Below are 11,059 nucleotides of genomic sequence, written 5' to 3'. Positions count from 1 at the left end.
CTTTTATTTTTACATATTAAAACATGCTTGAGCTATGCATTGGTTGAAGTTTTGCATTTGGATCGAAGTAAGCTTTTGCATTGTTTACTGCTGTTGGTGCTTCACCGAAGCCGCAAGCAATGAGTTTTACTTTTCCTTCATATGTACAAATGTCACCAGCAGCGTAAATGCCAGGAATATTTGTTTCCATTTTTGAATTTACAAGGATGCTGTTTTTTTGTATATCTAAGCCCCAGTTTTTAATTGGGCCAAGAGAAGAAACGAAGCCATAGTTTACAATTACGTCATCAACATCAATGATAACTTTTTCTTCAGTTTTTACGTGCTGAAGAACGACTTGTTCAATTTTGTCATCACCAATGAGTTCAACTGGAACATACGGTGTACTTACTTCTGCACGAGAATTCATTAAGTTTTCGACGCTATGTTCATGCGCACGGAATTTATCGCGGCGATGAACGATTGTAACTTTTTCAGCGATCGGTTCTAACATCATTGTCCAATCAACAGCTGAATCGCCGCCGCCAAATACTACGACGCGCTTACCGGCAAATTTATTCATATCATCAACGAAATAATGTAAGTTTTTCTTTTCATACTTTGCTGTACCTTCTAATTCTAAGCGGCGTGGTTGGAAAGCACCATTGCCAGCAGTAATAATAACTGATTTAGAATAGTGAGTTTGCTTATTCGTAACAAGTTTAAATATACCGTCAGCTTGTTTCTCAAGCGTATCGACAGCTTCTTCTAAACAAACGGTTGGGTCAAATTTCTTCATTTGCTCTTTTAAGTTATCAACTAATTCTTGTGCGCGCACTTTTGGGAATCCAGCTACATCATAAATGTATTTTTCAGGGTAGAGTGCGGATAATTGTCCTCCAAGTTGAGGTAAGCTTTCAATGATTTTTACACTTGCTTGTCTCATACCGCCATAAAATGCTGTGAACAGCCCTGTTGGACCACCACCAATAATTGTTATGTCGTAAACTTTTTGATTTTCTGCCACTTTCATTCCCCCTATAGATGGAATTTTGATATTGATTTCATATATTGTTCATATGTACACGAAAATCCTGCAAATGATGACACTTTCAAATAAATGATAGCATATTTGAGTTCATAATACTTCTGAAAACGACTGAATTGTGTGTAAGTTTTCGCATAGGTTCTTTTTTATTGTATAAAATATACAGAAAGGAAAATACATGAAAAAAAGTCTAAAAAACCCTTGAAAACGCTATGTTATTTTAAAATATTGATAATTCTCCAGACGCTTGAATTCTGGAATAAAACCGACTAATATAGGGAAGTATTATGTTAAATTTCTATGACAAAATTCGTACGATTTTTTGACTGCGTTTTGTTATGATATAGAATGTGATAAATTCCACATTCTTGACAAATAGAGTTTTTAGTACTTGGTATTATTTCTCATTACTATTATATAAAGAAAAGGGTTGTGATTTGGTGAAGACTCCAAAAATCGTAGTTTTAGGTGCAGGTTATGGCGGGATGATTACGACTGTTCGTCTGCAAAAAGCATTATCTGTAAATGAAGCTGAAATTACGCTAGTAAACAACAACAGCTATCACTACCAAGCGACTTGGTTACACGAGAGCGCAGCTGGTACATTACAAGATGAAAAAATCTGTCTAGATATTCAAGACGTTATTGATACAAATAAAGTAAACTTTGTACAAGACACAGTAGTAGAAATTAAAGCTGCTGAAAAACGCATTATCTTAAAAGACGGCGAGTTAGAGTATGACTACTTAGTAATTGGTCTTGGTTTCGAATCAGAAACATTCGGAATTACAGGATTAAAAGAGCATGCATTCTCAATCGCTAACATTAATGCAACTCGTGAAATTCGTGAGCATATGGAAGCTAGTTTCTCTAAATATGCAACTGAACAACGCGATGAGTTAGTAACAATCGTTGTTGGTGGTGCTGGATTTACTGGTATCGAGTACGTAGGTGAGCTTGCAAACCGTGTTCCTGAACTTTGCAAAGAGTACAATGTACCACGTGAAAAAGCACGTATCATCTGTGTAGAAGCTGCTCCAACAGCACTTCCAGGTTTCGATCCAGCGTTAGTAGAGTACGCTGTAAAACAACTTGAGAAAAAAGGTGTAGAATTCCGCATCGGTACAGCAATTAAAGAAGCAACTGAAGAAGGTATTATCGTTGCGAATGGCGATGACACTGAATTAATTAAGTCTGAAACAGTAGTTTGGGCTGCAGGTGTTCGTGGTAACGGTATTGTGGAAGAGTCTGGATTTGAAGCAATGCGCGGACGTGTAAAAGTTGATGAGTACATGCATGCTCCAGGATACGAAGATGTATTCATGGTTGGTGACGCAGCGTTAATCATTAATGAAGAAATTAACCGTCCATACCCACCAACAGCACAAATCGCAATTCAACAAGGTTACAATATTGCACACAACTTAACTGTATTAGTTCGTGGTAAAGGCGAAATGAAGAAATTCGCATTTGATAATAAAGGATCTGTATGTTCTTTAGGTCATGACGATGCAATGGGCGTTGTTATGGGTAAAAAGTTAACAGGTTGGAAAGCTTCCTTCATGAAGAAAGTAATCGATAACCGTTACCTATTCTTATTAGGTGGACCTTTATTAGTTCTTAAAAAAGGTAAATTAAAGTTCTTTTAATATATAGTAGAAAAAGCAGAAACGGCTAAGAGCTGTTTCTGCTTTTTTCATATTAAAAATATAGTATAATATAAAAAGAAAGAATATTCTGTCCGTTCTGAAAGAGGAGGTTATTACATCATGGAGAAACGAGGGAAGGTATGGCTAGCTGTTAGTGGTTTAGTAGCTACAAAAGATGGTAGGTGGCTATTTGTTAAGAAGAAATACAGTGGATTAAAAGGGAAATGGTCTTTACCGGCTGGTTTTGTAAATGAAGGTGAGACGGTTGATGAAGCTGTGAAACGCGAAGTGTTAGAAGAGACAGGCATTGTCGCTCATGTGAAGGGGATCATTGGTGTTCGATCGGGTGTTATTCGTAATGAGATTAGTGATAATATGATTATTTTTCTTTTGGAGCCTGAAGGAGAAAATATTATTATACAGGAGAAAGAATTGTCTGAAGTGGCGTTCTTACATCCGGATAAGATTGCGGACGATCCGAATACGTCTGTGCTTATTAAATATTTGTTAGAAGGAAGATCAGAACTACATCTTGAAGTGGACAAAACATTAAATCCAGGCGAACCATTTGGTTATACAGCTTATCACGTATTTACGGCACGTGCGAAGGAGAGGGGAAAAGAGTGAGTATACCGGTACTACTTATTTCAATGATGTTATTCTTTATTTTGTTCTTTGGAATTGGATTTTTACTCAACATGATTTTGCGAGCTACTTGGGTAATGGTTATTGTGTATCCGATTGTTTGTATGCTTATTATTAATAAAGCGAGTATGTGGGATTATTTTTCAAAACCGAAAGAAACATTTTCTTCATTTGGGACAAGTGTATCGCACTTAGGACAAGCAGACGTATTTATTCTATCTACTGGATTAGTAGGGGCTGCTTTAGCAGGAGTCGTAATCAAGAAACTTCGGAAAAGCGGATATCAAATGTTTTAATCTCCAATTAAGTTGGAGATTATTTTTTTGCATATTCCTTCATGGTATAGGGAATGATTAACGATGAAGGAGTGTGGAATATAAAAATGTTAAAACGATATTGTATTCGCATTATGATGACTTGTTTACTTGCAATTGCATTATGCGTAACATGGAATGCTTTCACAGGAGTTTCTTTATTAGAGATTGTAAAGAAGTATGAGGGAACGAGTGCAAAAGAAGTACATGCAGCAGAAGTTAAGAGAAATGTTGCTCCGAGTAAAGAAGTGATAAATGCTTTAGAGCAGGCAAACGACTGGTCTAAATATCGTTCAATTGAAATGACTGCAACAGGTTATACGTCGGGAATTGAGTCAACTGGTAAGAGGCCGGGACATCCGGAGTATGGTATTACATATTCAGGTGTTAAGGCGAAAAGGGATTTATATTCCACAATCGCAGCAGACTTACGCGTATTCCCAATTGGAACAATTTTATTCGTACCAGGTTATGGGTATGGTGTAGTAGCTGATAAGGGCGGTGCAATAAAAGGAAACCGTCTTGATCTATATTATGATACGGTGAAAGATGTTTATAGCCAATGGGGTAAGAAAAAAGTAAATGTGTACGTAGTAAAAGTAGGAAATGGTAAGTTTACAGAAGAAGAGTTAACGATGTTAAATCAAGACGAAACGATGCAAGTGTTTCGTGGTCAATATTTAAAACAAAGATAGTCTAGTCGTAATTACGCTAGACTTTTTTTCTTGGCTTATTTCATAATAGAGGGGATTTTACACGTCATATAACTGTAGTTAGAATTGTCGCATTTTATCGAAAATAAAGTTATAATGGTGGTAGAGAAATTTAGGGGGTCTGAACATGTTTCAAGTACAAAAAGAATTAGCAGGTCATGAAGCAGTAATTGTTGCTTTATTTGAAGAAGAGAAAATGAGTAGTTTTGTACAAGAACTGGACAAAGCGTTTGAAGGACAATTACAAGTTTTACTAGAAGAGAAAGAATTATCTACGAAGAAAAAGGCCATTTCGAAAGTGCATAGCTTAGGAAAAACAAATGTGAAACGTTATTACTTTGTTGGTTTAGGCAAGAAAGAGTCTTACACGACAGAAACGTTACGTGCGGCTCTTGGTAAGGCATTTAAAACACTGCAATCAGCAAAAGTACAAGATGCAGCAATCTTACTTGATTCTTTCGTAACAGAGAAATTAGACGCGATTGATGTCGCTCATATTGCAGCAGAGGTACAAGGCCTTGGTACATATGAATTACAAACGTATAAATCAGATAAAAAGGATCGTGTAGAGTTAGAGAAGTTCACGGCTATTACAGCGGAAGATGCACAAGAAATTGAAGCCGCATTAACAGTTGGCTACGTACATGGACGTGCAACAAATTCAGCTCGTACACTTGTAAATATGCCGCCAAACGTATTAACAGCGACAAAGCTTGCTGAGTATGCTGTTGAATTAGCGGAGAAGTATGATATGGACTATAAAGTTCTTGAGAAAGAAGAGATGGAAGATCTTGGTATGGGTGCGTTACTTGCAGTAAACCAAGGTAGTGTAGAGCCACCAAAAATGATTGCTCTTATTTATAAAGGAAAAGAAGAGTGGACAGATGTCATTGGATTCGTTGGAAAAGGTATTACATACGATACAGGTGGTTATTCTTTAAAACCACGTGAAGGCATGGTCGGTATGAAAGGTGATATGGGCGGTGCAGCTGCTGTATTAGGTGCGATGGAAATTATCGGTGAACTTCGCCCAGAACAAAATGTGATCGCTGTTATTCCTTCAACTGATAACGTTGTAAGTGGTACGGCATTTAAGCCAGACGATGTAATTACATCTATGAGCGGAAAAACAATTGAAGTATTAAATACGGATGCAGAAGGTCGTCTAGCTTTAGCTGACGGTATTACGTATGCGAAAAAACTTGGTGCAAACTACCTTGTTGATGTTGCAACATTAACAGGCGGTGTAATTGTTGCACTTGGAAACTATACGACAGGCGCAATGACAAATAATGAAGAGTTATTTGAGCAAGTGCTAGAGGCTTCTATGGAAACAGATGAGCCAATTTGGCAACTACCGATTTTTGATCGTGATAAAGAACGCGTTCGAAACAGTAAGTTTGCTGATTTAAATAACTCACCAGGCCGTGAAGGACATGCGGTTATGGCAGGTACATTCTTAGGCGAATTCGCTGAAGATACACCGTGGGTACACTTAGATATCGCTGGAACATCAGAAACAAAAGGCGAGCACGACTTAGGTCCAGCTGGAGCAACTGGTGCAATGGTACGTACACTTGCAACACTTGTGGAGCGTTTTGGAGAAGAATAATTCTTTGAAGAAAAGGCTGTCTCAAATTTTTGAGGCAGCACTTTTTTATTGATATGGTAGGTGTATTTGTTGGTAATTCGATATAACTTCATTTTACTACTGCGCTGTTCAAAAAATTGCTAAAAGTGTTTATAAAGAAATCGTATACAAAATCCCATTTAAAGCAAAAGAAGTACGGCCCGTTTCTTCAGAGACAACTAATATAAGTGCATCACTCTTTTCTGATAAGCCAATTGCAGCTCTGTGACGTGTTCCTAGCTCAGGATCAACTTCTGTACTTTTCGTTAAAGGAAGAATATTAGCAGCTGAGACAATATGATTATTTTTTACGAGAACGGCACCGTCATGAAGAGGGTTACCTGGATAAAATATTGATTCGAGTAATGGCGCAGTTAAATGAGCGTTTAATGTCGTTCCAGTTTGAATGAGAGCTTCAAGCGTCTCGTTTCTTTCCACAACGATAAGAGCACCATGTTTTCTGGCGCTTAAATGTTGGATAGCTGTTGTAATAAAAGATGAACTTTCCGTATAAGGTGATAAATATGCCTGAATATAGTATGTAGCTGCCAATGTTTGTACATTTGCTAACATATGATGAATATCTTCCATTTTGCATAAAATACATTCGTCTTCTTTATCGATTGCGTTCCTCATAATCGATAGTTCTTTTTCAGCAATTTCAATCATTTGCTTTGTTTGTATTTTGAGCTCTTCTGACAAGCCCCATTCGTGCATAATCCTCATTCCCTTTAGTGGAGTATTTAACAATAGTGTATACAAATATTCCTAGTAAAATCCTGTTAGATTTTATAAAATATTGAGATACAGCATGTTTTTTTCATATAATAAAGGTATGACGAGCGAGAGGAGAGAGAAGAATGAATTGGAAACAAGAATTTAGTCGCTGGCTTTCTTACGCACAATTAGATGCAGAATTAAAAGAACAGCTAGAAAATATGAAGCAAGATGAGAAGAAAATCGAGGATAGCTTTTATAAAAATCTAGAGTTTGGCACAGGTGGTATGCGTGGTGAACTTGGTGCTGGTACGAACCGTTTAAACGTATATACAGTTCGTAAAGCAACAAAAGGATTAGCAAGCTTTATTGAAAAATTAGGTGAGGAAGCGAAAAAACGCGGTGTTGTTGTAGCCTATGATTCTCGTCATAAATCACCTGAGTTCGCAATGGAAGTTGCTGCTACACTTGGGGCACGCGGCATTACAACATATGTGTTTGAAAGCTTACGTCCAACGCCAGTACTTTCTTTCGCAGTTCGTCATTTACATACAGTAAGTGGAATCGTTCTTACGGCAAGCCATAATCCACCTGAATATAACGGATACAAAGTATACGGTGAAGATGGTGGACAGTTACCTCCAAAAGAAGCAGATGAGTTAATTAGCTACGTAAATGCAGTAGAAGATGAATTAACAGTTGAAGTCGCTGATGTAGAGCAATTAAAAGCTGACGGTTTATTACATATTATTGGACAAGAAGTAGATGATGCATATGCTACAGAATTGAACAATGTCATCATTAATAAAGAAATGGTGCAAAAGGTCGGCAAAGACTTAAAAATCGTCTTTACACCATTACACGGAACATCAAATATTTCTGTACGCCGTGGTTTAAAAGAAGTTGGATTTACAGATGTAACAGTTGTAAAAGAGCAAGAGTTACCAGATCCAAACTTCTCTACAGTAAAATCACCGAACCCAGAAGAGCACGCAGCGTTTGAGTATGCCATTCGTGACGGTGAAAAGGTAGGCGCAGATGTATTAATCGCAACTGATCCTGACGCAGACCGCCTTGGTGTAGCAGTGCGTAATCATAACGGTGAGTTCCAAGTATTAACAGGAAACCAAACAGGTGCATTAATGCTTGATTACTTACTATCTCAAAAGAAAGAAAACGGAACGCTTCCGGAGAACGGTGTCGTATTAAAAACAATCGTAACGTCTGAGATTGGCCGTACAATTGCGAAAGCATACGGTTTAGATACAGTTGATACGTTAACTGGATTTAAATTTATAGGTGAGAAAATTAGGCAGTATGAAGAAAGCGGACAATATGAATTCCAATTCGGTTATGAGGAAAGCTATGGTTATTTAATCCGCCCATTCTGCCGTGATAAAGATGCAGTACAATCTGTCCTATTTGCATGTGAAGTAGCTGCATACTACAAATCACAAGGGAAAACGTTATATGACGGTCTATTAGAAGTATTTGAGAAGTACGGTTTCTTCCGTGAAGACCTTGTATCGTTAACGTTAAAAGGAAAAGATGGAGCTGAAAAAATCCAAGAGATGATGGCAACGTTCCGTGAGAATCCGCCGAAAGAAGTAGCAGGCTTAACAGTCGTAGCAGTGGAAGACTATAAAGCAAGCATCGTTACATCTTTACAAGATGGACATAAAGAAGAGATTCACTTACCGAAATCAAATGTGTTAAAATATCAATTAGAGGATGGTTCATGGTTCTGCCTACGTCCATCTGGAACTGAGCCGAAGATTAAGTTTTACTTTGGTGTAAAAGATAGTTCTTTACAAAATAGTGAACAAAAGTTACTTACTATTAAAGAAGACATTATGAATCGTTTATAATACAAAGTAATTTTAAGTAGTAAGGAACAAAAGGGAGCGAAATCTCCCTTTTGTTTTATGTAGGAAATGCTTGCTATTGATTCCGACAGGAGAGAGGGTATTTTGTGATGAAAAAAGTAAGAAAAGCGATAATCCCAGCAGCTGGATTAGGAACACGTTTTTTACCAGCAACGAAAGCAATGCCGAAAGAAATGTTACCGATAGTAGATAAACCAACGATTCAATACATTGTGGAAGAAGCAGTGAAATCGGGAATCGAAGATATTATTATTGTTACTGGTAAAACAAAGCGCTCTATCGAAGATCATTTTGATAACGCATTTGAACTAGAACAAAACTTATTAGAGAAGAAAAAATATGAGTTGCTTGAAAAAGTACAAGCTTCTTCAAAAATGGTAGATATTCATTATATCCGTCAAAAAGAGCCGAAGGGACTAGGACATGCTGTTTGGTGTGCGCGTAAATTCATTGGTGATGAGCCGTTTGCAGTGTTACTAGGTGATGATATTGTCCAAGCTGAGAAACCGTGTTTACGTCAATTAATGGATGAGTATGAAAAAACACTTTCTTCTGTTATTGGTGTACAAACTGTTCCAGAGTCGGAAACACATCGCTATGGAATTATCGATCCATTAGAACAAGAAGGTCGTCGTTACCAAGTTCGCAATTTCGTTGAGAAACCAGCGCAAGGTACAGCTCCTTCAAACTTAGCAATTATGGGCCGTTACATTTTAACGCCTGAAATCTTTATGTTCTTAGAACAGCAACATGTCGGTGCTGGTGGTGAAATTCAATTAACAGATGCAATCCAAAGCTTAAATGAAATCCAACGTGTATTTGCTTACGATTTCGAAGGAAAGCGCTACGACGTAGGTGAAAAGCTAGGATTCGTTCAAACGACAATTGAAATGGCCCTGCAACACCCAGAATTACGTGATGACATGGTTGCAATGATGAAGAAAATTTTAGAAGAACAAGCGAATCAAGAGTCATAATAAAAAATGAGTTATTTCAGTATACTGAAATAACTCATTTTTTTATTATGAAATCGTCGAATGAGAATGCTGATAAGCAGAACGACGCACAGCATAGTATATGCGAGGTGCGATAATAGCACCGATAATTGTAAATGCAATATCTTTTACTGCAAACCACATCATAATCATCCAAGCAGCTTTATAGCTCATATTACCGCCCATAAAGAGATTGACTGCTCCGTACATGTAAGTAGTACCGATTATATAAGTTAAAATAATTCCAGTGAAAGAGGCAATTGCAAATGTAATGAAAGTGGGTCTTTCTTTTTGTTCTACTAGTTTTCCTGATACGTAAGCAACGATAATAAAGGCGATAATAAAACCACCAGTAGGATCTAAAAGTGCTCCAAATCCAGCTTTGAAGTTAGCGAAGATTGGTGCGCCGGCTAAACCAACGAGCATATATACAGTCATGGATAAGGCACCAAGTCTACTTCCAAGAAGAAGACCTGCTAAAATTGCGAAAAATGGTTGCATAGATAATGGGATGCCTGCTACTTGTAAGAAAGGTGCCCAAGATACAATATTTGCACCGATGGCCATAAGAGCAACGAACATGGCAGCTAATGCTAAATCTAAAACATGTAATCTTCTCATAATGTTAACCTCCTGTTATTTTTAGGTTAACATTATCGTAGCGAAAATATTTACTTGTTGTCAATCAAAATATTTTGATAAGAAGGCTTTAAATAGTCTCTTAGCAACGTATATGGAATACGAAATTGCGGAATTCCACTTGAATAGGGAGCAATCTCATATAAAGGGAAATAAATGACGAGATTGTCTGGCTCTAAAAAGAAGTGAAATTTTTTCATACTCATTACTTTTTCAGTTGCATCAGGAAAATAAATGCTTTCATTTTGTTTAATTTGTCGTACAATCTCTGCACGGATTACATCTTTATATTTATCCTTTTGTTGAAATAAATCGTCTAAGTGCAGCACCTTTTTTTCGTTTAAATCAAATGTATTTGCCTTCCACGTATAAAGACCGTGTGCTCCGCCAGTATATTGATAGTAATTCACATATAGGCTAAGAAAAGGTGGTTTGTTTAAAGAGACTTTATAATCAACATTTGCTACGTACGGATGAAAGGGTGTACTAGATCCTGCTGTCTCTTTATAATATTTTTTTGCTTCTTTTTCTAATTTGTTTTTAAATTTGTCAGTGGATTTTTTGTAGTATAAATTGAGTTTATTTTGAAATTTAGAATCAGAAAAGTTGTGAAAAGAAGGCCTATTTATTTGATATTCTATATAAGGTTTCTTACCTTTTTGCGTTACAGTCTTAACATCGATTGTCAGGTTAGATGCTTTGGCTGTTATTGCACAATTTGGTACAATAGTCAGCAAGGAGAACATAAGCAGTAATATACAAAATTTCTGTTTCATTTAGGTGAAGCCTCCTTATATAAGTGTTATAAGTAGTTTGAAAATAAATAGGTAAAATTATACATTTA

The 11,059-nt window shown here is 36.9% G+C and carries 11 protein-coding genes; 7 read left to right on the top strand and 4 right to left on the bottom strand.

Going from position 1 to position 11,059, the window contains the following annotated elements; genetic code table 11:
- Nucleotides 1-16 precede the first annotated feature (16 nt).
- Entirely contained in the window at nucleotides 17-1,006 is a 990-nt protein-coding gene (locus tag ACTFO4_RS26510) for an NAD(P)/FAD-dependent oxidoreductase (RefSeq protein ID WP_000829785.1), read from the bottom strand.
- 461 nt (nucleotides 1,007-1,467) lie between these two features.
- Between ACTFO4_RS26510 and ACTFO4_RS26505 the strand changes: the two genes are divergently transcribed.
- The 5 genes from ACTFO4_RS26505 to pepA all read left to right on the top strand — a co-directional run bounded on the left by ACTFO4_RS26505 (nucleotide 1,468) and on the right by pepA (nucleotide 5,960).
- Nucleotides 1,468-2,676, top strand: coding sequence for an NAD(P)/FAD-dependent oxidoreductase (locus tag ACTFO4_RS26505; protein ID WP_000856612.1), 1,209 nt, complete (start codon nucleotides 1,468-1,470; stop codon nucleotides 2,674-2,676).
- A 120-nt stretch (nucleotides 2,677-2,796) separates the two neighbouring features.
- Nucleotides 2,797-3,303 (top strand): NUDIX hydrolase, encoded by a 507-nt coding sequence (locus ACTFO4_RS26500; protein WP_000415313.1) that lies wholly within the window; start codon nucleotides 2,797-2,799, stop codon nucleotides 3,301-3,303.
- On the top strand, nucleotides 3,300-3,617 hold the full coding sequence (locus ACTFO4_RS26495) for a YuiB family protein (RefSeq protein WP_000027016.1): 318 nt from the start codon (nucleotides 3,300-3,302) through the stop codon (nucleotides 3,615-3,617). Before ACTFO4_RS26500 ends, ACTFO4_RS26495 begins: the two co-directional genes overlap by 4 nt.
- A gap of 86 nt (nucleotides 3,618-3,703) precedes the next feature.
- Entirely contained in the window at nucleotides 3,704-4,330 is a 627-nt protein-coding gene (locus ACTFO4_RS26490) for a 3D domain-containing protein (RefSeq protein WP_006922360.1), read from the top strand.
- Nucleotides 4,331-4,475: 145 nt separating this feature from the next.
- Nucleotides 4,476-5,960 carry a cytosol aminopeptidase gene (gene pepA / locus ACTFO4_RS26485; RefSeq protein WP_017674490.1) on the top strand — a complete coding sequence of 495 codons (1,485 nt, stop codon included), beginning with the start codon at nucleotides 4,476-4,478 and terminating at the stop codon, nucleotides 5,958-5,960.
- 129 nt (nucleotides 5,961-6,089) lie between these two features.
- Here the strand turns inward: pepA and cdaS are convergent, their stop codons facing one another.
- Entirely contained in the window at nucleotides 6,090-6,695 is a 606-nt protein-coding gene (cdaS, locus tag ACTFO4_RS26480) for a sporulation-specific diadenylate cyclase CdaS (RefSeq protein ID WP_000545252.1), read from the bottom strand.
- 143 nt (nucleotides 6,696-6,838) lie between these two features.
- On the opposite strand from cdaS, the gene ACTFO4_RS26475 reads away from it, so the two are divergent.
- Both ACTFO4_RS26475 and galU read left to right on the top strand, forming a co-directional pair.
- The gene (locus ACTFO4_RS26475) at nucleotides 6,839-8,563 is read left to right on the top strand and encodes a phospho-sugar mutase (protein WP_098877851.1); all 1,725 of its coding nucleotides are present in this window, start codon (nucleotides 6,839-6,841) and stop codon (nucleotides 8,561-8,563) included.
- A 107-nt stretch (nucleotides 8,564-8,670) separates the two neighbouring features.
- On the top strand, nucleotides 8,671-9,558 hold the full coding sequence (galU, locus tag ACTFO4_RS26470) for a UTP--glucose-1-phosphate uridylyltransferase GalU (RefSeq protein ID WP_002097988.1): 888 nt from the start codon (nucleotides 8,671-8,673) through the stop codon (nucleotides 9,556-9,558).
- Between the two features lie 45 nt (nucleotides 9,559-9,603).
- Here galU and ACTFO4_RS26465 read toward each other — a convergent pair whose 3' ends face one another.
- Together ACTFO4_RS26465 and ACTFO4_RS26460 are read right to left on the bottom strand one after the other, a co-directional pair.
- The gene (locus ACTFO4_RS26465) at nucleotides 9,604-10,197 is read right to left on the bottom strand and encodes a biotin transporter BioY (RefSeq protein ID WP_001253379.1); all 594 of its coding nucleotides are present in this window, start codon (nucleotides 10,195-10,197) and stop codon (nucleotides 9,604-9,606) included.
- A gap of 50 nt (nucleotides 10,198-10,247) precedes the next feature.
- A complete protein-coding gene (locus ACTFO4_RS26460) occupies nucleotides 10,248-10,991 on the bottom strand; it encodes a DUF3298 and DUF4163 domain-containing protein (RefSeq protein ID WP_000810326.1) in 744 nt (247 codons plus the stop codon).
- Nucleotides 10,992-11,059 lie beyond the last annotated feature (68 nt).

Origin of the sequence: Bacillus cereus group sp. MYBKT14-1 (genome assembly GCF_051915185.1) — a bacterium.
Taxonomy (GTDB): Bacteria; Bacillota; Bacilli; order Bacillales; family Bacillaceae_G; genus Bacillus_A; species Bacillus_A cereus.
This window is presented reverse-complemented; position numbering and strand designations above follow the sequence as displayed.

What these genes read in the sequence shown, in the direction of transcription:
- cdaS (WP_000545252.1), bottom strand. Translation starts at nt 6,695, where the DNA reads ATGCACGAATGGGGCTTGTCAGAAGAGCTCAAAATACAAACAAAGCAA.
- ACTFO4_RS26500 (WP_000415313.1), top strand. Translation starts at nt 2,797, where the DNA reads ATGGAGAAACGAGGGAAGGTATGGCTAGCTGTTAGTGGTTTAGTAGCT.
- ACTFO4_RS26460 (WP_000810326.1), bottom strand. Translation starts at nt 10,991, where the DNA reads ATGAAACAGAAATTTTGTATATTACTGCTTATGTTCTCCTTGCTGACT.
- galU (WP_002097988.1), top strand. Translation starts at nt 8,671, where the DNA reads ATGAAAAAAGTAAGAAAAGCGATAATCCCAGCAGCTGGATTAGGAACA.
- pepA (WP_017674490.1), top strand. Translation starts at nt 4,476, where the DNA reads ATGTTTCAAGTACAAAAAGAATTAGCAGGTCATGAAGCAGTAATTGTT.
- ACTFO4_RS26490 (WP_006922360.1), top strand. Translation starts at nt 3,704, where the DNA reads ATGTTAAAACGATATTGTATTCGCATTATGATGACTTGTTTACTTGCA.
- ACTFO4_RS26475 (WP_098877851.1), top strand. Translation starts at nt 6,839, where the DNA reads ATGAATTGGAAACAAGAATTTAGTCGCTGGCTTTCTTACGCACAATTA.
- ACTFO4_RS26465 (WP_001253379.1), bottom strand. Translation starts at nt 10,197, where the DNA reads ATGAGAAGATTACATGTTTTAGATTTAGCATTAGCTGCCATGTTCGTT.